21 protein-coding genes are annotated in these 22,410 nt (G+C 67.3%); 14 read left to right on the forward strand and 7 right to left on the reverse strand.

All coding sequences use genetic code 11. The annotated features are described in order from the left end of the window. Positions 1–10: 10 nt before the first annotated feature. The 3 genes from ACQ7HM_RS08195 to ACQ7HM_RS08205 are packed head-to-tail and all read right to left on the reverse strand — an operon-like array spanning position 11 to position 2,915. Complete coding sequence (locus ACQ7HM_RS08195; RefSeq protein WP_434215776.1) at positions 11–1,156, reverse strand: adenosine deaminase; 1,146 nt, start codon at positions 1,154–1,156, stop codon at positions 11–13. Then, positions 1,153–2,478: a thymidine phosphorylase gene (locus ACQ7HM_RS08200; protein ID WP_434215777.1), complete on the reverse strand. Its 1,326-nt coding sequence runs from the start codon at positions 2,476–2,478 to the stop codon at positions 1,153–1,155. Before ACQ7HM_RS08200 ends, ACQ7HM_RS08195 begins: the two co-directional genes overlap by 4 nt. After that, the gene (locus ACQ7HM_RS08205; protein WP_434215778.1) at positions 2,475–2,915 is read right to left on the reverse strand and encodes a cytidine deaminase; all 441 of its coding nucleotides are present in this window, start codon (positions 2,913–2,915) and stop codon (positions 2,475–2,477) included. Before ACQ7HM_RS08205 ends, ACQ7HM_RS08200 begins: the two co-directional genes overlap by 4 nt. A 225-nt stretch (positions 2,916–3,140) precedes the next feature. Between ACQ7HM_RS08205 and sdhC the strand changes: the two genes are divergently transcribed. The 4 genes from sdhC to ACQ7HM_RS08225 are packed head-to-tail and all read left to right on the forward strand — an operon-like array spanning position 3,141 to position 6,626. Beyond that, positions 3,141–3,545, forward strand: a complete 405-nt coding sequence (gene sdhC, locus ACQ7HM_RS08210) for a succinate dehydrogenase, cytochrome b556 subunit (RefSeq protein WP_434215779.1) — start codon at positions 3,141–3,143, stop codon at positions 3,543–3,545. A 15-nt stretch (positions 3,546–3,560) separates the two neighbouring features. Beyond that, positions 3,561–4,013, forward strand: coding sequence for a succinate dehydrogenase hydrophobic membrane anchor subunit (locus ACQ7HM_RS08215; protein WP_434215780.1), 453 nt, complete (start codon positions 3,561–3,563; stop codon positions 4,011–4,013). A 49-nt stretch (positions 4,014–4,062) separates the two neighbouring features. Next, a complete protein-coding gene (gene sdhA, locus ACQ7HM_RS08220; protein WP_434215781.1) occupies positions 4,063–5,817 on the forward strand; it encodes a succinate dehydrogenase flavoprotein subunit in 1,755 nt (584 codons plus the stop codon). After that, complete coding sequence (locus tag ACQ7HM_RS08225) at positions 5,817–6,626, forward strand: succinate dehydrogenase iron-sulfur subunit (RefSeq protein ID WP_434215782.1); 810 nt, start codon at positions 5,817–5,819, stop codon at positions 6,624–6,626. Before sdhA ends, ACQ7HM_RS08225 begins: the two co-directional genes overlap by 1 nt. 82 nt (positions 6,627–6,708) lie before the next feature. Here ACQ7HM_RS08225 and ACQ7HM_RS08230 read toward each other — a convergent pair whose 3' ends face one another. Beyond that, the gene (locus tag ACQ7HM_RS08230; protein ID WP_434215783.1) at positions 6,709–7,707 is read right to left on the reverse strand and encodes a YihY/virulence factor BrkB family protein; all 999 of its coding nucleotides are present in this window, start codon (positions 7,705–7,707) and stop codon (positions 6,709–6,711) included. A 104-nt stretch (positions 7,708–7,811) separates the two neighbouring features. Between ACQ7HM_RS08230 and ACQ7HM_RS08235 the strand changes: the two genes are divergently transcribed. Then, the gene (locus ACQ7HM_RS08235) at positions 7,812–9,074 is read left to right on the forward strand and encodes a glycoside hydrolase family 27 protein (protein WP_434215784.1); all 1,263 of its coding nucleotides are present in this window, start codon (positions 7,812–7,814) and stop codon (positions 9,072–9,074) included. A gap of 46 nt (positions 9,075–9,120) precedes the next feature. On the opposite strand, the gene ACQ7HM_RS08240 is transcribed toward ACQ7HM_RS08235, so the two are convergent. Continuing rightward, entirely contained in the window at positions 9,121–10,047 is a 927-nt protein-coding gene (locus ACQ7HM_RS08240) for an HpcH/HpaI aldolase/citrate lyase family protein (protein WP_434215785.1), read from the reverse strand. A 135-nt stretch (positions 10,048–10,182) separates the two neighbouring features. Between ACQ7HM_RS08240 and ACQ7HM_RS08245 the strand changes: the two genes are divergently transcribed. Next, entirely contained in the window at positions 10,183–10,632 is a 450-nt protein-coding gene (locus tag ACQ7HM_RS08245) for an acyl-CoA thioesterase (RefSeq protein ID WP_434216385.1), read from the forward strand. Beyond that, complete coding sequence (locus tag ACQ7HM_RS08250) at positions 10,629–11,744, forward strand: alcohol dehydrogenase catalytic domain-containing protein (RefSeq protein ID WP_434215786.1); 1,116 nt, start codon at positions 10,629–10,631, stop codon at positions 11,742–11,744. The genes ACQ7HM_RS08245 and ACQ7HM_RS08250 overlap by 4 nt, the downstream gene beginning before the upstream one ends. On the opposite strand, the gene ACQ7HM_RS08255 is transcribed toward ACQ7HM_RS08250, so the two are convergent. After that, on the reverse strand, positions 11,723–12,382 hold the full coding sequence (locus ACQ7HM_RS08255) for a DedA family protein (RefSeq protein ID WP_434215787.1): 660 nt from the start codon (positions 12,380–12,382) through the stop codon (positions 11,723–11,725). The genes ACQ7HM_RS08250 and ACQ7HM_RS08255 overlap by 22 nt on opposite strands. A gap of 146 nt (positions 12,383–12,528) precedes the next feature. On the opposite strand from ACQ7HM_RS08255, the gene ACQ7HM_RS08260 reads away from it, so the two are divergent. Further along, entirely contained in the window at positions 12,529–14,043 is a 1,515-nt protein-coding gene (locus tag ACQ7HM_RS08260) for an APC family permease (RefSeq protein ID WP_434215788.1), read from the forward strand. Then, positions 14,033–14,941 carry a universal stress protein gene (locus tag ACQ7HM_RS08265; RefSeq protein WP_434215789.1) on the forward strand — a complete coding sequence of 303 codons (909 nt, stop codon included), beginning with the start codon at positions 14,033–14,035 and terminating at the stop codon, positions 14,939–14,941. The genes ACQ7HM_RS08260 and ACQ7HM_RS08265 overlap by 11 nt, the downstream gene beginning before the upstream one ends. A 21-nt stretch (positions 14,942–14,962) precedes the next feature. On the opposite strand, the gene ACQ7HM_RS08270 is transcribed toward ACQ7HM_RS08265, so the two are convergent. Beyond that, positions 14,963–15,520, reverse strand: a complete 558-nt coding sequence (locus tag ACQ7HM_RS08270; RefSeq protein ID WP_434215790.1) for a tetratricopeptide repeat protein — start codon at positions 15,518–15,520, stop codon at positions 14,963–14,965. A gap of 655 nt (positions 15,521–16,175) precedes the next feature. Here ACQ7HM_RS08270 and ACQ7HM_RS08275 point away from each other — a divergent pair. From ACQ7HM_RS08275 to ACQ7HM_RS08295, 5 genes are read left to right on the forward strand one after another with little or no spacing between them, the layout of a single operon-like run. Further along, a complete protein-coding gene (locus ACQ7HM_RS08275; RefSeq protein WP_434215791.1) occupies positions 16,176–17,357 on the forward strand; it encodes a cupin domain-containing protein in 1,182 nt (393 codons plus the stop codon). Between the two features lie 3 nt (positions 17,358–17,360). Next, positions 17,361–18,494 carry a JmjC domain-containing protein gene (locus tag ACQ7HM_RS08280; RefSeq protein WP_434215792.1) on the forward strand — a complete coding sequence of 378 codons (1,134 nt, stop codon included), beginning with the start codon at positions 17,361–17,363 and terminating at the stop codon, positions 18,492–18,494. After that, positions 18,491–19,765, forward strand: coding sequence for an MFS transporter (locus ACQ7HM_RS08285; RefSeq protein ID WP_434215793.1), 1,275 nt, complete (start codon positions 18,491–18,493; stop codon positions 19,763–19,765). Before ACQ7HM_RS08280 ends, ACQ7HM_RS08285 begins: the two co-directional genes overlap by 4 nt. Next, positions 19,765–21,498 carry a hypothetical protein gene (locus tag ACQ7HM_RS08290; RefSeq protein ID WP_434215794.1) on the forward strand — a complete coding sequence of 578 codons (1,734 nt, stop codon included), beginning with the start codon at positions 19,765–19,767 and terminating at the stop codon, positions 21,496–21,498. Before ACQ7HM_RS08285 ends, ACQ7HM_RS08290 begins: the two co-directional genes overlap by 1 nt. Beyond that, on the forward strand, positions 21,492–22,385 hold the full coding sequence (locus ACQ7HM_RS08295) for a hypothetical protein (protein WP_434215795.1): 894 nt from the start codon (positions 21,492–21,494) through the stop codon (positions 22,383–22,385). Before ACQ7HM_RS08290 ends, ACQ7HM_RS08295 begins: the two co-directional genes overlap by 7 nt. The last annotated feature ends 25 nt before the right edge of the window (positions 22,386–22,410 follow it).

A 22,410-nucleotide genomic window follows, 5' to 3' on the forward strand; every position in this document is an offset into this window, starting at 1 on the left:
CCGGGATCGATCAGCCGATCAGCACGGCGTAACCGGGCTTGATCACGTCGTCGATCAGCGCGAGACGCTCGTCGAAGTGCACGAACGCGGATTTCATCGCGTTGACGGTGAACCGCTCGAAATCGGCCCAGCCGTAACCGAACTGGTTGTGCAGCGTGATGAACTCCTTGCTCATCGACGTGTCGCTCATCAGTCGGTTGTCGGTGTTCACGGTGACGCGGAACCGCAGACGCGCCAGCACGTTGAACGGGTGCTCGGCCATACTCGCCACCGCACCGGTCTGCACGTTCGAACTCGGACACAGCTCCAGCGGGATGCGCTTGTCGCGCACGTAGTTCGCGACCACGCCCAGCTCCGCGCCACCGAACTGGTGGGCGGCGAGATCGGTCCCGGTGGGCAGGGTGATGTCGTCGATGACCCGCACCCCGTGTCCCAGACGATCGGTGCCGCAGAAGCTGATCGCCTCGTGGATCGAGGGCAGTCCGAACGCCTCGCCGGCGTGGATCGTGAAGGGCGCGTTGTTGGCCCGCATGTACTCGAAGGCGTCGAGGTGTCGGCTCGGCGGGTATCCGGCCTCGGCGCCGGCGATGTCGAAGCCGACCACCCCGCGGTCGCGGAACCGCACGGCCAGCTCGGCGATCTCGCGGGACCGCGCGGCGTGACGCATCGCGGTGACGAGGCAGCGGACCTCGATGCGGCGTCCCGCCTCGGTGGCCTGCGCGGCGCCCTCGGCGAAGCCCTCGAGGACGGCCTCGACGACCTCGTCGAGACTCAGCCCGGTCGTCAGATGTTGCTCGGGGGCGAAGCGGATCTCGGCGTACACGACGCCGTCCATGGCGAGATCGAGTGCGCACTCGCGCGCCACCCGCGCCAGCGCAGGGGCGGTCTGCATCACCGCGACCGTGTGGGTGAACGTCTCGAGATAGCGCACCAGCGACCCGCTGTCGGCCGACTCACGGAACCAGCGGGCGAGCCCGTCGGCGTCGTCGGCGGGCAGCTCGGTGTACCCGACCTCCCGGGCGAGTTCCAGGACCGTGGCCGGGCGCAGGCCGCCGTCGAGGTGGTCGTGCAGCAGCACTTTCGGTGCCAACGCCACCGACGACAGATCCAGCGCGGCGGGGGTGGGTGAGAACGACGGATCTGCGGCGGCGGTCATGATCCGACGGTAACCCGCTCGATGATCAGGGGCCCGCCGATCGTGGCCGACATCGCACCGTCGGCGGTGGGCACGGACCCGACGTCGACGGCGTCGGCCAGAGCCGCTCGGGCGGCGTCGAATCGCTCGGGGGTCTGGGTCGCCATCGTCATGAGCGGCTGGCCGCGCCGGACACGGTCACCCGGCACCACATGCCACCGGACACCGGCTTCGGCCTGCACCGGCGCACCCTGGCGTGCGCGCCCGGCCCCGAGTCGCCAGGCCGCTACCCCGACGGCCATCGCGTCGAGTCGTGTCACGACGCCGTCGGCGTCGGCGAGCACGTCCTCGGTGTGGCGCGCGGTCGGCAGCGCGGCATCGGGATCGCCGTGCTGCGCGGCGATCATCGACCGCCAGGTGTCCATCGCCCGGCCGTCGCGCAGATGCTCGGCGGGATCCGCGTCGACGCCGACCGCCGCGAGCATCTCGCGTGCCAGGGTGACCGTCAGCTCCACGACGTCCGCGGGTCCGCCGCCGGCGAGCACCTCGAGGGACTCCTCGATCTCGAGAGCATTGCCGGCGGTCCGGCCCAGCGGTGTCGACATCGCGGTCAGCAACGCGACTGTCGTCACGCCCGAGTCGGCGCCGAGTTCGACCATGGTCCGGGCGAGCTCGCGTGCGTCGTCGAGGGTCTTCATGAACGCACCGGTCCCGACCTTCACGTCGAGGACCAGTGCGCCGGTGCCCTCGGCGATCTTCTTGCTCATGATCGACGAGGCGATCAGCGGGATGGACTCGACGGTCCCCGTGACGTCGCGCAACGCGTAGAGCTTCTTGTCGGCGGGCGCGAGTCCCGATCCCGCCGCGCAGACGACCGCCCCGACGTCACGCAGCTGGGTCATCATCTCGTCGGTGGTGAGGTCCGCCCGCCAGCCCGGTATGGACTCCAGCTTGTCGAGCGTGCCGCCGGTGTGGCCCAGACCCCGGCCGGACAGCTGTGGCACCGCCACCCCGTACGAGGCGACCAACGGCGCGAGCGGGAGCGTGATCTTGTCCCCGACACCGCCGGTCGAGTGCTTGTCCACGGTCGCCAACGCCCGGTCGCCCCGCCGTAGACCGGAGAAGTCCATCCGTTCGCCGGAGGCGATCATCGCCGCGGTCCACCGTGCGACCTCCCGGCGTTCCATCCCGCGCAACAGGATCGCCATGGCGAGCGCCGACATCTGTTCGCCGGCGACCTCGCCTCTCGTGAAGGCGTCGACGACCCAGTCGATCTGCGTGTCGGTCAGTACGTGGCCGTCGCGCTTGGCCGCGATCACCGACACGGCGTCGGGGGCCGTCATGCGTCGGTCGCCGGGTCGGTGGAGGCGGGGTCGGTCGCGCGACCGGCCGACAGGTCGTCGGGGCCGAACGCGTCGGGCAGCAGGGCCGCGAGCGGACGTGGCCCTGCGCGGTGGTCGACGAGGAGCTCGCCCCCGCCGTGTTCGAACAGGATCTGTCGGCAACGACCGCAGGGCATCAGGATCTGACCACGCCCATCGGCGACGCTGACCGCTCTCAGACGCCCGCCTCCGGTTCGATGCAGGTCCGCGGCCAGGGAACACTCCGCGCAGATACCGAGACCGTATGAGACATTCTCCACATTGCATCCGACGACGAACCGTCCGTCGGAGGTGAGTGCGGCCGCCCCGACCGGATAGTCCGAATACGGGGCGTATGCCGTGTGCATGACCTCTGTCGCCTTGCTACGCAACAGGTTCCAGTCGATTTCTGCGGTCACCGTGGGCCCTCCCCGTCCGGCCTTCGCGGGGCGTCCGGGGCGACTCCCGGCGCCGAAATTCAAGTAAGGCAAGCCTTATTCGCCAACATCGCTGTTCGCGCTTCGACTCATACCGATTCTTACCGCCGTCAGCTTAGGTTTAAAGTCGATGAGGTAGGTCGTCGATAGAGCCGGAGCATGCCGGGTTCATCGCATCCACCGCCGATGTTGGAGGCCATTTTTTCGATGAGTACTCACACCGAGGTCGCGCCGGAGCCGGTCCGCCGCCGCTCCCTGTACCGCGGCGATCCAGGGATGTGGTCCTGGGTGCTGCACCGCATCACCGGCGTCTCGATCTTCTTCTTCCTCTTCGTCCACGTCCTGGACACCGCGATGATCCGCGTCAACCCGGACACCTACACGCAGATCATCGACACCTACAAGTCGCCGATCATCGGTCTCATGGAGATCGGGCTCGTGGCCTGCGTGCTCTACCACGCACTCAACGGCGTGCGGATCATCCTGGTCGACTTCTGGTCGAAGGGCCCGAAGTACCAGCGCCAGATGCTGTGGACGATCCTCGGCATCTTCTTCGTCGTCTTCGCCGCAGCCGCAGTCCGGCTGCTCGCGATCCTGATCGATCACGCATAGGAGGGGAGGACAACGATGACCACCTCAGAAGCTCCCAAGCTCGCCAAGACGGTCGGCACCGCCCACGACCGCCCCGCCAGCCTCGACAACCCGCGGTCGCCTCGGCGACCGAAGAGCGGCAACTTCGAGAAGAACGCGTGGCTGTTCATGCGCTTCTCGGGCATCGCGCTCATCTTCCTGACGCTCGGCCACATGACGATCATGCTCACGCTCGACAGCGGCGTGCATCGCATCGACGCCTCGTTCGTCGCCCAGCGGTGGAGCCAGCCGTTCTGGCAGATCTGGGACCTCAGCATGCTGTGGCTCGCCCAGCTGCACGGCGGCAACGGCGTCCGCACGGTGATCGCCGACTACTCGCGCAAGGACTCGACCCGCTTCTGGCTGAACGTGGTCCTCGCGCTGTCGATGATCCTGACCGTCGGACTCGGCACGTACGCGATCCTGACCTTCGACGCGAGCTCGGTCTAGCGACTCGAACCTCCACCCACCAGCCATAGGCTCCAGAGGGGAACCCATCATGCAAGAACATCGCTACGACGTCCTGATCGTCGGTGCCGGTGGCGCGGGTATGCGCGCAGCCATCGAGGCCGGCCCTCGCGCTCGGACCGCCGTCCTCACCAAGCTCTATCCCACCCGCAGCCACACCGGCGCGGCTCAGGGCGGCATGTGTGCCGCACTGGCCAACGTCGAGGAGGACAACTGGGAGTGGCACACGTTCGACACCGTCAAGGGCGGCGACTACATCGCCGACCAGGATGCCGTGGAGATCATGTGCAAGGAGGCGATCGACGCCGTCCTCGACCTCGAGAAGATGGGGCTGCCGTTCAACCGCACCCCCGAGGGCAAGATCGACCAGCGTCGCTTCGGTGGGCACACCCGTGACCACGGCAAGAGCCCGGTCCGCCGCTCCTGCTACGCCGCCGACCGCACCGGCCACATGATCCTGCAGACGCTGTACCAGAACTGCGTCAAGAACGACGTCGAGTTCTTCAACGAGTTCTATGCATTGGACCTGTGCCTGTCGGAGAACGAGGCCGGCGAGCAGGTCGCCACCGGTGTCGTCGCCTACGAGCTGGCCACCGGCGAGATCCACGTGTTCCACGCGAAGTCGGTCATCCTCGCCACCGGCGGTTCGGGCCGCATGTACAAGACGACGTCGAACGCCCACACCCTCACCGGTGACGGCATGGGCATCGTCTTCCGCAAGGGCCTCCCGCTCGAGGACATGGAGTTCCACCAGTTCCATCCGACAGGTCTCGCGGGTCTGGGCATTCTCATCTCCGAGGCCGTCCGCGGCGAGGGCGGAATCCTCCGCAACGCCGACGGCGAGCGGTTCATGGAGCGCTACGCCCCCACCATCAAGGACCTCGCGCCCCGCGACATCGTCGCGCGGTCGATGGTCCTGGAGGTGCTCGAGGGACGCGGCGCCGGACCGAACAAGGACTACGTCTACATCGACGTGACCCACCTCGGTGCCGAGGTGCTCGAGGAGAAGCTCCCCGACATCACCGAGTTCGCCCGGACCTACCTGGGTGTCGACCCGGTCACCGAGTACGTCCCCGTCTTCCCGACGTGCCACTACGCCATGGGCGGCATCCCGACCAACATCCGCGGCGAGGTTCTCTCCGACGCCGACACCGTGGTCAAGGGTCTGTACGCCGCGGGTGAGTGTGCCTGCGTGTCGGTGCACGGCGCCAACCGTCTCGGCACCAACTCGCTGCTCGACATCAACGTGTTCGGTCGTCGCGCCGGCATCTACGCCTCGGAGTACGCCGAGAACGCGGAGTTCGTCGCGCTGCCGGAGAACCCCACCTCGATGGTCGACAACTGGCTCGAGCTGGTGCTGTCCGAGCACGGCCACGAGCGTGTCGCCGACATCCGCACCGAGCTCCAGGCGTCGATGGACGCCAACGCGTCGGTGTTCCGCACCGAGGAGACGCTCAAGCAGGCGTTGACCGACATCCACGGTCTCAAGGAGCGGTACAACCACATCCGGGTGCACGACAAGGGCACCCGCTACAACAGCGACCTCCTCGAGGCCATCGAGCTCGGGTTCCTGCTGGAGATGGCCGAGGTCACCGTCGTCGGTGCGCTCAACCGCAAGGAATCGCGCGGCGGACACGCCCGCGAGGACTACCCCGATCGCGACGACACCAACTACATGCGCCACACGATGGCCTACAAGAAGGGCAGCGAGCTGCTCTCGGACATCGAACTGGGCTGGAAGCCCGTGGTGCAGACCCGCTACGAACCGATGGAGCGCAAGTACTGATGACCATCGCACCCGAGGTCTCGAAGACCCCCGCATCCGATGATCCGCCGTTGCCGTCCGTCCCCGACGAGGCGACGATGGTGACCCTGAAGATCGCCCGCTTCGATCCGGAGAACCCGGATGCGCACGGTTGGGAGAGCTTCCGCGTGCCGGCACTGCCGACCGACCGCATGCTCAACCTCCTGCTGTATGTGAAGGGGTACCTCGACGGCACGCTGACGTTCCGTCGTAGCTGCGCCCACGGCGTCTGCGGCAGTGACGCGATGCGCATCAACGGCGTGAACCGACTCGCCTGCAAGCTCCTGATGAAGGACATGCTGCCGACCGACAAAGATGGCGCCTTCAAGGAGGGCAAAGAGGTCACCATCACCGTCGAGCCGATCCGTGGCCTGCCGGTCGAGAAGGACCTCATCGTCGACATGGAGCCGTTCTTCGACGCGTACCGCGCCGTGAAGCCGTTCCTGATGACCAGTGGCAACGAGCCGACCCGTGAGCGCATCCAGAGCCAGACCGATCGCGCGCGTTTCGACGACACCACCAAATGCATCCTGTGTGCGTGCTGCACCACGAGCTGCCCGGTGTTCTGGAACGAGGGCAGCTACTTCGGGCCGGCCGCCATCGTCAACGCACACCGGTTCATCTTCGACAGCCGCGACGAGGGTGCCGCCGAACGTCTCGACATCCTCAACGACGTCGACGGCGTGTGGCGCTGCCGCACCACCTTCAACTGCACCGACGCGTGCCCCCGTGGCATCCAGGTCACCCAGGCAATCCAAGAGGTCAAGCGCGCACTGATGTTCTCGCGCTAGACGACTCGAGTTCTCCCACCCGATCCCGGCGACCGTTCAGGTCGCCGGGATCGTGTGTTTCCGACGCCCACGACACCGCCGGTCAGGCCCCGGGGGTGTCGTCGTCGGGGTCTTCTGGCGGGAGGCGCTTGTCGAAGGTGACGTCGATCTGTTCGAAACCCTTGGCGCGCTGGGCCTTGGCCTGGTTGGTGTAGGCGCGGCGGTCGCCGCGGGTGAGCACGACGTCGTCGGTGAACGGGGTGAGCAGGGCTCGGGGGTAGAGCCTGTCGACGCGCACGCTGTTGATCTCGGCGGTGAACACCACCGAGATGGCGGTGAGATACAGGAACGCCATGAGGCCCAGCACCACCGCGAAGACGCTGTTGGTGGCACTGGCGTTCCGGACCACCCGCTCGACGTAGTAGGCGCCGAACGTCTGCAGGAGCTGCCACATGACGGCCATGACCGCCGCACCCGGGAACACCTGAAGCATCGACAGATCACGCGATGTCCCGATGCGATATCCGTAGGCGAACACCACGGCGTTGATGACGACGGCCGCGACCACCGAGACGGCCGTCCACAGCGATCCGAACGAGTCGAAGATGTTGCCCAGCAACGACAATGTCGTCGTCCCGGCGAGGGCGACGATCAGCACCAGCAGCAACCGCACACTGCGGATGCGGGCGAGGAACGGGTTGGGGCGACTGTTGCGCGGCACCGCCCACACGGTGTTCATCGCGTTCTGCGTCGCCTGGCCGATCCCCGAGGCGCCGTAGAGGGCACCGATCACACCGATGATCACGCCGGTCGAACCGCCGCCCAGGCGACGCGGCTCGCCGAGCTGGTCGCCGATGATGGGGAACTCGCCCAGCGCCGAGTTGAGCAACCGCTCCTGGAGTCCGGGATCGCCGGCGAGGAGGAAGCCGAGGATGGTCGTCGACAGCAGTAGCAGCGGGAACAGCGAGAGGAAGGCGTAGTAGGTGACCAGCGCCGCGAGATACCCGCCCTGGTCGTCGACGAACTTGTAGATCACCGCGAAGACGAAGCCCACTCCGCGGTTGCGGCGTTGCAGGGCGTCGAGCCGTTTGAACACTCCCACCCCTCGTCTGCAGTGCCGATCCGCCGTGGACATGACCACGCTATAAGAGGCCCCACAGTCGCATCGCAGTCGGTTGCCAGGTCGGCTCCCTACACTCGCCGTCGATGACCACCCACCGCACCCGTCGCGCCGTCTCGACGGCACTGATGTCGGCGGCGGTCCTGTCCGGATGCGCGACCGCACTCCCCCACGATCTCGGCGGCGCCGAACCCGCCATCGCCGGCGTCGCGACCACACCACCGATGGGCTGGAACAGTTGGAACACCTTCGGGTGCGACATCGACGAGACGACGATCCGCGCGCAGGCCGATGCCCTGATCTCGTCGGGACTCGCCGCGGCGGGGTATCGCTACGTCGTCGTCGACGACTGCTGGTACACCCCGACCCGTGACGCGGGTGGTCGGCTGACGGCCTCGTCGACGCGTTTCCCGTCGGGCATGGCCGCCCTCGGTGCCTATCTGCACGCTCGAGGTCTCGCATTCGGCATCTACGCCGGCGCGAGCGACCGCACGTGCGCGCAGTTGTCGGGAACCTATCCCGGCGCCACCGGCAGCCGCGGCCACGAGACGACTGACGCCGCGACCTTCGCGTCGTGGGGCGTCGACTACGTGAAATACGACTGGTGCTCGTCGGAGTCCGACACGAACGATCAGCGCCGCGCCTTCGTCGCCATGCGCGACGCGATCCGCGCGACCGGGCGGCCGATGGTCTACAGCATCAACCCCAACAGCGGGATCGGGTTGCCCGCCGAGGCCGGTGCCGCCGCGGTGCCCGGGGCGGCGTACGACTGGGGTGGTGTCGCGACGATGACGCGCCTCACCAACGACATCACCGCGCAGTGGAGCACCGCCGCCGGCGTCGCGGGATATCAGGGTGTCCTCGACATCGCCGCGGCGTCGGCGAGCGCATCGGCCGAGGTCCGGGCGGGTCGGTGGCTCGACCTCGACATGCTCGAGATCGGCGTGGGCACCACCCTCACCGAGGCCCAGCAGCGCTCGCATCTCGCGCTGTGGGCGATGGCAGGCTCACCCCTGATCGCCGGGAACGACCTGACCCGCATGGGCTCCGCGACACGATCACTGCTCGCGTCGCCCGGCATCCTCGCGGTCGATCAGGACCCGAGCGCTGCGGCGCGAGCGGTGTCGGTCGACGGCTGGACGCGCACCCGGCGGATGTCCGACGGCTCGACGGTCGTGTCGATCACGAACCCGTCCGCCGACGCCCGGACGGTGGTCATCGATCGCACTGTCATCGGAACGCAGGGGTCGGTCACCGACCTCTGGACCGGCCGACAGATCGCCGATGCGGGTGCACCGGTCCGCGTGACCGTCGCAGGCGGCGACACCGCGGTGATGCGGTTCCGGTGAGATCCCACCGGCGGATGCCGATGCGCACGAACGCGATCGGCGAGAATCAGTAGTGGTAGGTGTCCGACGGCGCCGGGGCGTGATCGGGGTCGTCGTACTCGGCGTGCACCTCGATGCCGTACGACCGCGCCAGGTCGACGATCTTCGTCGCACGTGCGATGCGCGGCAGGTCAGAGCCGTTCCGGATCTCGCCACCGTCACGGTCGAACTCGCTGAAGAATTCACGCGCCCAGGCGATCTCCTCCTGCGAGGGTGACAGTCCCTCGTTCACCGAGGCGCACTGATCGGGGCTGAGGCAGATCTTGCCGGTCATGCCGAACTCTCGACTGACAGCGGTGGCCTCGCTGAGCCTCAACGCCGACGACCCGACCGTGGGCCCGTCGATGGCGCTCGGGAGATGCGCGGCCTTCGCCGCGATGGTGAAACGCGAACGCGCATAGGCGAGGGTGGCCGGGTGCTCCCCGAAGCCGGTGTCGCGCCGGAAGTCACCGATCCCGAACGCGAGCCGGAACGTGCCCTTCGCCGAGGCGATCTCCCCGATCCGCTCGAGGCCGCGGGCGGTCTCCACCAGCGCCACGATCGGGATGCCGGGCAGCCTCTTCGCGGTCTCGGTGACATGGTCGACCGATTCGACCATCGCGAGCATGACGCCCCCGAGGTTGTCGCCGACGCCGTGCAGCGCCGCGAGATCGGCCTCCCACCACTGGGTGCCGAACCCGTTGACCCGAACCCAGTCGCGATTACCGGAGTCGAGCCACCTGATCACGTTCTCCCGCGCGGCGACCTTGTCCTTGGGCGCGACGGCGTCCTCGATGTCGAGCACGACGATGTCGGCGCGGGAATGCGAGGCGGCCTGGAATCGGTCGGCGGCGATCCCGTTGACCAGCAGCCAGCTGCGGGCGAGCACGGGGTCGATCCGGGAACCGATATCCTCGGGTTCGAGATCGGCGGCGGGTGTCGGTGGCGGGTTCATCACGGCATATCGTCCCACCGGCACCGACCGGGTGGAAATCGGGTTGGCCGAGAACGACCGCAGCGGGGACGAGGAGCGCGACAGGTGACGAGCGACGACAGGCCCACACTCGACCACTTCCCCGTCACGCGACCGATGACGACGCGGTGGGCCGACAACGACATGTACGGCCACCTGAACAACGCCGTCTACTACCAACTCTTCGACACCGCCATCAACGCCTGGATCATCGAGTCCACCGGTACCGACCCGATCGCGTCGGCAGCACAGGGCGTGGTCGTCGAATCCGGCTGCCGCTACTTCGAGTCGGTGCAGTTCCCCGAACCGGTGACCGTCGCGATCGCCGTGGCCCGCCTCGGATCGTCGAGCGTGACCTACGATCTCGGGCTCGTCGCCGGACCGACGGACGGCGCGTCACCGACGATCGCCGCACGCGGGCGGTGGGTGCACGTGTACGTGGACACCACCACCCGTCGACCCGTGCCCATCCCCGACGACATCCGCGAGCTGTTGGCCACCGCCGACATCAGCGGACGCACGACGACTCCTGACAACTCCGACGCACGAGGCAGGGACGACCGATGAAGATCGACGCAGCGGTTCTGGTGGAGTCGGGCCGATCGCGGCCCTACGCCGACTCGACCCCGATGGTGGTCCGCGAACTCGACCTCGACGACCCGGGGCCCGGGGAGATCGGTGTCCGCATCGAAGCGGCGGGCGTCTGCCACTCGGATCTGTCGGTCGTCGACGGCAACCGCCTGCGTCCCCTGCCCATGGCGTTGGGACACGAGGCCGCGGGCATCGTGGAGTCCCTGGGCGACGGCGTCGACGACGTCGCGATCGGCGACCGGGTGGTCATGGCGTTCCTGCCCCGCTGTGGGGACTGCGCCGAGTGCGCGACCGATGGCCGGTTGCCCTGCGGACCGGGTTCGGCGGCCAACAACGCCGGCACCCTCCTCGAGGGCGACCGCCGCCTCCACGACCCCCACGATCCCGAGTCGACGGTGCACCACCACCTCGGGGTCTCCGGTTTCGCGACCCACGCGGTGGTCGATCGCCGATCCGCGGTCGTCGTGGGCTCCGATGTACCCGCCGAGATCGCCGCCGTCCTCGGATGCGCCGTGCTCACCGGAGGCGGCGCCGTCATCAACGCAGGCAAACCCGAGCCGGGCCAGTCGGTGATGGTGGTCGGGCTCGGCGGCGTCGGCATGGCCGCGGTGCTGACCGCGCTGTCGCTGGACACCGGCGACGTGATCGCCGTCGACTCGCTGCCCGAGAAGTTGGCCGCCGCCACCGCCGCCGGTGCCGCCGCCGTCTACTCTCCCGCCGAGGTCGCCGAGCAGGGCATCACCGCGCCGATCGTCATCGAGGCGGCGGGTAACGCGAGGGCGTTCGAGACGGCCGTGGCCGCGACCGCCCCCGGCGGTATCACCGTCACCGTGGGCCTTCCGTCGCCCGATGCGAGGTCGTCGATCGCTCCCCTCGGCCTGGTCGCCGGTGCGCGCACCATCGTCGGCAGCTACCTCGGGTCGGCGGTCCCCGCGCGGGACATCCCGGTGTACGAGCAGCTGTGGCGTGAGGGGCGACTACCGGTCGAGAAGCTGATCTCCTCGCGAATCCGTCTGGGCGACATCAACTCCGCAATGGACGCACTCGCCGACGGGACGGCGATCCGTCAGGTCATACTCTTCGACTGATCGGGTGCGCTCCCACTGGACCGCGGCGCGCGGCGGGCACGCATCCGGTGCCGGACGTACAGGGCGACGGCGGCGACGACGAACAGCGCGATGAAGACGTACGAGGTGTACCCGAGGTCCTTCTCGACCGTCTTGTAGGACTTGCCTGCGATGTAGCCGAGCGATCCGACCACGCACGCCCAGATGGTCCCGCCGATGGCGTTGGCGATCACGAAGGTGCGCAGTCGGACCTCGCTCATGCCCGCCAGCCCCGGGATGAGAGCCCGGAGAGCCGCGATCCATCGACCGAACAGCACCGCGACGGCGCCACGCTTGCGCAACGCCTCCCGACCGCGCTCCACGTGCTCGGGTTTCACGAGTCGTTCGGGCAGCTTCGCGAGCAGGGTGGTGCCCCATCGGCGACCCACCTCGAACCCGATGAAGTCGCCGATGATCGCTCCTGCGGTGGCTGCGACGAGCACCTCCCACAGTTCGAGTCGACCACCGTTGGCGATGACCCCGGCGATGAGCACGGCGATCTCCCCGGGCACAACGACGCCGACGAAGATCGATGCCTCGAGGGCGGGGAACAGGAAGGCCATGCCGAGCGCCACCCACGGAGGGAGGTCGAGCAGCCATTCGACGAGTGCATCGATCACCCATAGACAGTAGCCGCGCCGGGATGCGGCGGACGGAACCGTTGGTCACAGGTCGTGAGACGACTGAATCAGTCGTTGTGTTACCGCACAGAAAACAAATCCGTCGTTGTCACGCGTGATCTCGACCGAAACCGTACTGTGCCCACATGGCAGTATCGAAGCCGTCGCCCATGCTCCCGGCACCCGCGTCCGACAAGGGCCTGCGCGCCGGTTCACTGGGGCTCGTCGGCAACGTCGTCATCGGACTCTCCGCCGTGGCGCCGGCCTACAGCCTCGCCGCGACATTGGGCTACGTGGTCGCCGAGGTCGGCACGAAAGCGCCGGCCATGTTCGTCCTCGCCTTCATCCCGATGCTGCTCATCGCGTTCGCCTACCGTGAACTCGGCGAGGACACCCCCGACTGTGGCACCACGTTCACCTGGGCCACGAAGGCGTTCGGTCCGTGGATCGGGTGGATGGGCGGTTGGGGCCTGGCCGTGTCGGCGATCATCGTGTTGGCAAACGTCGCCGAGATCGCCGCGATCTACCTCTTCAAGTTCCTCGGCCTCGAGTCGTTGGCCGACAACCTGCTCGTGAAGGTCGGCGTCGGCTGCTTCTTCATCATCGCGATGACCTGGGTCAGCATCCGCGGAATCCTCATCAGTGAGCGGATGCAGAACGTCCTCATCGCGGTCCAGTTCGGGGTGCTCATCGTGGCCAGCGTCATCGCGCTGGTGAAGGTGGGCTTCGACAAGGCCGGACCGCAGGCGATCTCGCCGAGCTGGGACTGGCTGTGGCCCAGCGGGGTCACCTCGTCACAACTCGCGGCCGCGATCATCCTGTGCATCTTCATCTATTGGGGGTGGGACGCCTGCCTCGCCGTGGGCGAGGAGACGAAGGACTCCACGAAGACCCCCGGCCGTGCGGCCGTCCTCACGACGCTGATCCTGGTGTGCACCTACGTACTCGTCGCCTACGCGGTGCAGTCGTTCGCCGGTTTCGGCGAGACCGGTATCGGCCTGAACAACCCCGACAACGCCGACGACGTCCTGACCATCCTCGGCGATCCCGTTGCCGGAGTGGTCATGTCGTCCCTGCTGCTGCTGACGGTGTCGATCTCGGCGTTGTCGTCCACGCAGTCGACGATCCTGCCGACGGCGCGTGGCACCCTGTCGATGGCGGTCTATCAGGCTCTGCCGCAACGTTTTGCCCGTATCCACCCGAAGTACATGACGCCCGCGTTCGGTACCGCGGTCATGGGCGGCGCGGCGCTGTTCTTCTATCTCGTACTCGCCCTGGCCAGTGAGGACACACTCGGCGATTCGGTGTCCTCGCTGGGGCTGGCGGTCGCGTTCTACTACGGCATCACCGCCTACGCCTGCGTCTGGTACTTCCGGCGGACCCTGTTCGCCTCGCTGCGGAACTTCCTGATGCGCGGACTGTTCCCGCTGCTCGGAGCACTCGCCATGACGTGGGCGTTCGTGCAGAGCGCCATCGACATGATCGAGCCCGACTACGGGTCGACGTCGTTCGGTGGCATCGGCGGTGTGTTCATCCTGGGCGTCGGGATGCTGGTGCTCGGCATCCCCCTGATGTTGCTGTGCGTGGCCGGCGGCCGGGAGTTCTTCAGCGGCCGCTCGCTCAACGCCGACACGGAGGTGAAGGTCCCCGATGTCTACTGACGCAACGAACTCCGTCGACACGCAGGCGACACCTGCACGCATCACCGTCGGCTATCTGGCCACCGCGTCGGGCGACGACGGTGTCGCACTCGCCGTCGCCCTGGCTCGCGCCACCGGCGCCTGCATCGATCTCGTGTGCGTGGTGCGGTCGGAGGAGCCCGACGGGACGCCGGGCCGAGCCGCGTACCAGGACATGTTGATCCGTCGCGCCCGCGAATGGGTCACCGCCGGTGCGGAACTCGTGCCGGCCGACCTCACCGTCGATGTCCACACACCGGTCGCGGAGTCGTTCACAGAGGGGTTGATCGACTTCGCCGATTACTCGGGCGCACGCCTGATCGTGGTCGGCGGGACGCGGGACGGGCTGCTGGGGCGACACACGCTCGGCTCCATCAGCTCCGAACTCGTGCACTGGTCGCCGTTGCCGGTCGCCCTGGCACCCCGGGGATACGCCGAGCGGGGCGAGGTCACGCTCGACTCACTCACCGTCGCGGTGCCGACCACCGGTCGCAGCGACAACCCACTCCCGTTCGCGGTGGCCCTCGCCGAACGGGCACAGCTGGCACTGCGCCTGGTGTCGCTGGTGTCCCTCGACGACGCGGGCGATCTCGACGTCGAGACGTCGGCGCAGACCCGTGCGCGTCACATCGCCGCGGCGACCGAGATCCTCGACGAGGCGACGCGGCGCGCGCCGTCGACGCTGGCGGTCGAGTCGGTGGTCGCCGACGGCGACACCCTCTCCGAGGCACTGGACGGTCTCCGCTGGGGTGAGGGTGATCTGGTCGCGGTCGGTTCGGCGCGACTGGGACCGCCGAGTCGCGCGTTCCTCGGTTCGACGGCGGCTCGCATCCTGCGCAACACCACCGCACCGATGATCGTGGTGCCCAAGTCCGACTGAACCACCGCGATCGGCGCCGCGCTATTGCGCGGTCGCGTCGGTGTCGATGGTCTTCAGATACTCGGCGTTACCTCTGATTGCCGCCTCGTATCGGCGAATGTCGTCACTGTCGAGGTCATCGGCGATGAGCACCAGAAGGCTTGCCAGCGCCGTGGCACCCCGACCGTCGGCGAACAGGCTCAGCGCCCGGAACACCTTCAGCGCCGGAGACCGCGGAAACCTCTCACATGCGTCGTCGAAGACCACCACCGATTCCGTGGTGCGCTCCAGATTGCGCAGTGTGCTCCCGTATTGCAGCAGGCAGCGACGCAGCCGATCTCCAGCCAGGCCGGCCGCCATGGCGTCTCGATACAGCTTCTCGGCTCGCGCGCCGTCGCCCGCTGTGTCATACGATCCGCCCAATTCATACAACACGTCGGGATGGCCGGGATAATCGTCGAGCAGTCGAGAAAAGTATTCGATGGTCGGCGCCATGTTCTCTCGATCACGCGCGTCGAAGCCATACGCGATCGCGGCATCAAGACTCCGGAAAGAATCACTACCGGCCACGGCGTCGGACCCATTCTCGTGGTTGTTCATCTGCTGGAGAATACACCGACCACGGCAGCTGTCGCCCGTCGCCGACAGCTGCGCCCAGCGCCGTCGAAGAACTCGCACAACCATGTCGACGATTCATGACCGGTCCGCAGACCGACCCGACCGCCACACCCGCTCACAATCGGCGACGGCGTCCTCGACGAGTACCTGCCGACCCGCCCCGGACCGCCGGAGTCACGTACGCCGGATCACGTTGCGACATACGAACCGAAACAGTGCTGCTAGCGGGCTTGCCGACGTGACAGGTAACGCCAAACCTCACCGGCAGGTTACGCGCCTATTCGTTAGGTTACGTAAACATGACCTTCGATAAAGGGTTGTTTCCGAAGGTCGCCTGGCCCTCCCTCACCCCCGCAGCCGTGGGTAGCTTCAGTTCATCGCCAATCGGCGATATCCACCAAAGAAGGGAATCACCATGAACGAGGCAATGGATTTCGCGGACATCGAATTCATCGAGGCGTCGCCGGAGCTTCTCGCCACCTCGTACTACGTCAACATTCAGTGACTCATTTCCTGAATCAGTGACATCATTTTCCAGGTGGCACCCAGGAAATCATTTTCTGGGTGCCACCTGGAATACGTTTCGAGACTTGCAAGAATCGATATCAACGCACAACTTCAGCGACGGAAGAGCGACATGATCACATTCGAAGACCTGGTCGGCGACGAGACACGATTCCACGAGGAGTACTTCGGCCGACGCACGCTGCTACGCCGCGGGGCGGTCGACGACCCGACCGCGCTCTTGAGCGCACGGGACCTCGATGACCTGTTGAGCCTGGAGTCGATTCGCCCCCCGTACATCAAGGTGAACCTCAACGGGTCCGGCGTGCCCGAGAAGGGCTACACCCGAAGTGTCGTGGTACAGGGCGTGAACGTGACCGACACGGTGGTCGCCGACAAGGTCTATGAGCTGTTCAAGGCCGGCGCGACGGTCACCTGGTGTTCGCTCAACCACATCCTCCCCACGATGCGCCGGCTCGCCGACGTCGTGAACGACAAGCTGTCGGTGCGCACCGACCCCGTCGCATTCCTCACCCCGGCGGGACGCAAAGGCTATCCGCCGCATCATGATCCGGTCGACCTGTTCATCGTGCAGCTGTCCGGGACCAAGCGGTGGAAGCTCTGGGACCTGCCTGAGCCCCGCAAAGGCGACAACGAGTCGTACACGCTGGAGAAACTCGGCGCTCCCAGCGACGAGTTCGTGATGGCCCCCGGAGATGTTCTGTACCTTCCCTACGGCACACCCCATGCCGCTGCCGCCGAAGACGAGACCTCGCTGCACCTCTCGGTGATGATGCGACCCCGGATGTGGTCGGAATTGATCCTCGACCTCGTCAAGGACATCGTTGCCTCCGACAACCGCTACAACGTCTATCCGTCGCTCGCCCGGTCGAAGTCCGGCGAGATGCTCGCACAGCTGACCGAGCTCACCACGCATCTCACCGAAGCCTTGACCGACCGGATCTCCACGTCCGAGCTCGACCGACTCCGCGCGCTGCCCGCGTCACAGGGAGGCCACGGGCGCCGGTCGACCTTCGAGTCGGTCGTCGCGGCCGACGCACTTCACACAGCCCAGTCGCTGGTGCGGACCGGTGTCGGTATCACCGTTCTCGACGTGATCGACGGCCGGGCAACGGTGTCGGTCAACGGCAGCCGGATCGCGATGCCCAGCTCCGTCGCAGAGCTGCTGTCGGCGGTCGAGCCGGGTGCAACGGTACCGCTCGACGACATCATCCTGCCCTCCGATGATTCGGGACGTCGACTCGCGATGGTGAAGGCGCTGGCACGCCTCGACCTGGTGCGCGGAACAGTCTGACCGATGTCGGTCACCAGGCTCGCGGCCGAGATCGCCCGGGCGGTCACCGCCGTGTCGACCATCCCGGTCGACATCGGAGAGTCCGCTCTGCGCACCGCCATCCCCACCCACAGGAATCTTCTCGACGAGGTGATCCGTTCCGGAGCAACCGATGCCGTGGATGTCCGCTTGAACGCCACCAGCGGTCCGGTGCACCCACGGGCGTACACGACCGCAGCGCGTGACGCCACCGGCCATGTCCGCGAGCAGGTCTCGACTGCCAAGGTCGTCGACCTGTTCGCGGCCGGGGCGACGGTCATCATCGACAACGTCGCCCGCGCACAGCCGGCGTTGGCCGAATTGACTCGGACACTGGGTAGAGAGCTGGCGGTCACGAGTGTGGACATGGCGCTCTTCGCCACTCCCAACGGCCACTCCGGACTTCCCGTGCACGTCGACGACGTGGACGTGGTGGTCATACAGCTGGCCGGCGCGAAACGCTGGGACCTCTGGGACGGTACCTCGGCCGATGACGGTGCACTCACGGCGCGGACCTTAGAGACCGAGCTGGCCGGCATCGACCCCACCCGGTCGCACGTACTCGGCGTCGGTGCGGTCATGTTCGTGCCGGCCGGCACACCCCATCGCGCTCTGGCCGTGCCCCAGGCAGGGTCGGTGCACCTGTCGATCATGGTGAACCGCCCGTCGGTACGCGATCTGCTCGTCTCCATCATCGAATCCGCAGCCCGCGACGCCGGCGTGGATCTCGACGCACGAACCCGCACACCGTCACGCGTCGTCGAGACCGTGCTCGCGCATCTGAACGACTCTGTCGTGCCTGCGGCCGCACACCACCCTGATGCGCCGACGTTTGCCTCACTGATCACCGTCGACGACGACGACGCCGTCGTCCTACCCAGCTCCACACGCTTTCATGCGACCGCCGACGGCGCGGGACGCGTCCGGTTGATCGGGCGGCGCGGCACAACCGCGGTCAGTGCCGCACTGGCCGCAGATCTCGACGCGCTGCCCACCGACACCTCGATCGACGTGGCAACTCTCCTGCCGCACAGCGGCCGTGACCGCAATCGTGCGGCCGCCCTGACCCTGATACGCGCAGGCATCCTCGAACGCCGGTCCAACGAGAGGACATCATGACCATCAGCTCCAGCCCTGAGACAGACACCCCGATCGCCGAACCCACGCCGCACGCCGGCGATTGGCATGCCATGCGCGTGGTGGCGACCATGCGTGGGCTCACCTTCCTCGGTGACATCACCGCGGCCACCGCAGTCGAACTCTCGCTGCAGTCACGGGGCTACGGCGGGTTCACCATCGCCAGCGTCCTGTTGGCCGCGACCTTGCCGCCGGTGCTCCTCGGTCCGATTTCCGGGCGCGTGGTCGATCGGTTCGGGAAGACGTCCGTGCTCATGACCACAGCCCTGTTCCAACTCGTGCTGTCGGCCGCGATGCTCTTCACCTCGGACAGGTTTGTCTGGACAGCGATCATTGCTGGTCTCGGAGCAGGTGTCGCCTTCTCCCACCCAGTGTTCGGCTCGCTGCCCGGAACGCTGATGCGTTCCGACCAACAGGCCAAAGCAGCTTCTCTGTCCCAGATGTCGGCGATGGCGGGCATGCTGTGCGCGCCGGCTCTGGGAGCGCTGCTCTTCGGTCAGTTCGGCGTCGTGGCCGCGTTCGGCGTCAACACCGCCTCGTTCGCAGTCGTCGTCCTCGGGGCCGTCCTCCTACGTGAACCGGTGGGGCGAGCCTCCGGGCAGAGGTCGAAGACGACAGCGACATCGACTGATCTCAGCGCCGAACCGGGACGCCGATACCGCATCCTGTCCGATCGTGGGCTGGTGGCGGTGCTCAGTGCCAACGGTGTGTTGATGTTGGGAGCCAGCACGATCAACGTCTACATCGTGTTCCTGGTCCGCGACACACTGGGCGGATCGGCCACCTCGTACGGGATCGTGGGTTCGGCGTGGATGGCGGGACTCATCCCAGGCGCATTGCTCGTGGGGCGGGTCAAAGCGAGTCCGGAACGCCTATTGCTCGCATCGTTCGCGCTCGTGGGCCTCGGCATCCTGGGCGCCGGTATGTCCCCCACAGTCTGGGTTCTGCTCCCCTTCTACTTCATCGGCGGCCTCGGGAACGGGGCGGGCGCCACCGCGACCCACGTGTACCTCAACACCTCTGTGCCGGAGGAGTTTCGAGGGCGGGCGTTTGCCGCACTGGGAATGGTGTCCAACAGCGGCCCCGCCTTCGGCATGCTCGTCGGTGGAGCATTGTTGTCGGTCGTCACACCCCGGACCGGCTTTCTCGTCGCAGCCGTCCTGGTGCTCGGCACACTCGCGGTGGTCTCCTCCCCTCTGCTTCGGACGGCCGGCGGATCCACGACGCGGCACCAGCAACAGATGAGCGCGTGATGTCGGCACCCACCATCAACGGCAGCGTCAGCGAGTGGCACGAGTCGTCGCTGGGTCGAAGCGCCGCCGACATCGACGATCAGCTGACCGCGATTCTCACCGACCCGCACTCGTGGGTCAGCAACCCCGCCCGCTCGCAGTCGATCGCCGAGCTTCACGCGGACCTCGTCCGCGGGGAGCCGATCGAGACCACGACCGAACGGATTGTCGCGTGGAGAACCACGCGCGTCGCGTGCGCCGACCGGCGTGGGCTGCTCGAGGAGATGGGCAGAGCCAGCGCCGACGGATTCGGCTATCCCATCGCGGTCACGCTGCAGGGTGGGTTGTCACGAGGACTGGCACGCCTGCACATCGGGTTCAGCAGTCCGACACACGGCCGGGGAGTTCAATCGACACACGCCGAGCGCGAACGCTTCGGCACCCATGTGCTGGCTCTGCTGACCGCATGTGGCGTCGAGACAGATGTCGCGCCGAGCGTCGTCGACTTCGAGTTCCTCGACGCACGATCTCGCGCCACATCCGTTGCCACACAGCGCTGCACCCACCCCGTTCTCACAGCGGTCGGAACAGCCGCACTACGCCGCGCGGGTGCATCCTTCCGGGCGATCGAGACGACTGCTGATGATGGCGTGTGCAACTGGCTGGAATCCACCCCACTACCGGTTCTCCAGGATCTCCTCACGTGGGGCGCGGTTCACCACAGCGCTCCGTTCGTCCCGGCCCTGTCGGCGCTGAACTTCGGTTACCACAGCCAGGCATCCGGAGCGGTGATCCCGCGGACACCGGCACATCGGGCCACCGGCTTCTGCAAGCGAGCATTCACCTCTGAAATCGCCGCCGAACTCCGCGAACGACACGCGGCGGCACCCGACGACGTGGTGCAGAACATGTTCGGGTCGATTCGGTCCGCGATGGCCGACCTCGTTCGCGCCATGGACCCGACCGGCGGGACCGAGAAGATCGCGCAACGACTCGAGGCGACCACGCTGGCCACCACCACGCACCTGGGGCAGCACGACGACATTGCGAGCACGACCGACCTGTCGGCGGAGTCCTTGTTCGAGCGCATCCGCGCAGTCAATCCCGCCGGTCTGACCGCGCGCATCCGAGAACCCCTGCCCGCGTGGGACATCGCATTCTTCGATCACCGCACCCTGACCGTCCACATCGGTATCGGGCTCATCGACACCCCACGTCTGCTCACTGCTCGCGAGTACCAGTCGTCGACTGCAGCCGACTTCGCCCGCCTGGGCTTCGTCATCGGCCACGAGCTGGCGCACTGCGTGGTCCCGCGGCACGGCGCAGCAGGAAGCTCGGACGACCCGGCGGGGGGTGCGCCCTGGAGTCCGTCGCGGTGGCTGGCCCAGGTGTCACGCGAGTACGCCCGCCACACCGGTGACACCACTGGTCGTACCGTCCGAGAGGACGCGGCCGACCTGATGGGCCTGGCCGCGGCCGTCACCGCGGCACGTCGGCATCCCACTGCGGCCGCCAGCGGTCGTGCTGATTTCATGGCGCACTGGGCGGGGTACTGGGATCACTCGCTGCCCACGCACGAACTCGAGCGCCGACGTTCGTCGGGGTCGCATTCGGCACCAGACGTACGGCGTGCGGTGCCTCCGACGTTGTTGGGCCGCGGTGCCTTTCGGCTCGAGTCCGAATCATCCACCACCCCACCGGCGCGGGATCCCCGGCCGGTCATCGAGTTGGCCGAGGAGGTCATGACATGGTGAGACGTCTCATGGTCACATCGCCGAACGAGTGCCGGCGATTCGCCCGACACACCTACGGCGTCTACCGTCGCGCCCGTCCTCAGAGCTGGGCGATGCCCGTCGACCTGCTCGAGGTCCCCGACGAGTTGCCACGACGGTGTTCGCTGTCCCGCCTGGGAGAGCTCGTGCCTGCCGGTCACGCGCTGTTCGACCGGGTCATGGAGAGCGGATGCTCTCTGGGGCTGTCGGAGCCCGAACTCGTCGGCGTGGCGATGGCGATCAACTCCGTGGAGGTCGACGCCGGCCGCTTCGACGCTGTCCTGACGATATGGCGGGCAGTCGAGTCTGTGTCGCTCGAGGACTACGTGTGCAGGTCCATCGTCCGACGCTTCCTGGCCCAGTCGTTGTCACGGGTCGGGCAACACACCGAGGCTCGTGCGCTGGGTGCGACCGCGATCCTCGAAGCGCAGCGCAGTCGACGCACGGACGTGCTCTCCGACGCCTACTACATCAACGCCTGGTGTGCCGAGCAACGTGGCGGTTTCGACCGCGCCTACGCCATGGCACGACTGGGACTCGACGCCGCCGAACGAGGCGATTCGCACACTCGACTCATCGACTGCCTCAACGCCGTCGGGTCCTACGCGGCGGAGCTCGGACGCCTCGACGAGGCTGAGGTCAGCTGCACCCGTGCTGCAGACATGGCCTCGACCTGCGGTGCCACCAAGTCCCAACTGGCGGCTCTGGATTCGCTCGCCGACATCGCCCGCATCCGCGGCGATCGGGGCCGCGTGATCGAACTGCTCGAGCAGGTACGTGCCGGCCTGGTGAGCCTGTCGGAGACCTATCACCTCGCCGACGTCGACCAGCGGCTCGAGTCCGCTCGAACCCTCGCCGCATCCGTGTGACACCCGTCGCCACCCCATCCCCCAC

Source organism: Williamsia sp. MIQD14 (assembly GCF_051025635.1).
Taxonomy (GTDB): domain Bacteria; phylum Actinomycetota; class Actinomycetes; order Mycobacteriales; family Mycobacteriaceae; genus Williamsia_A.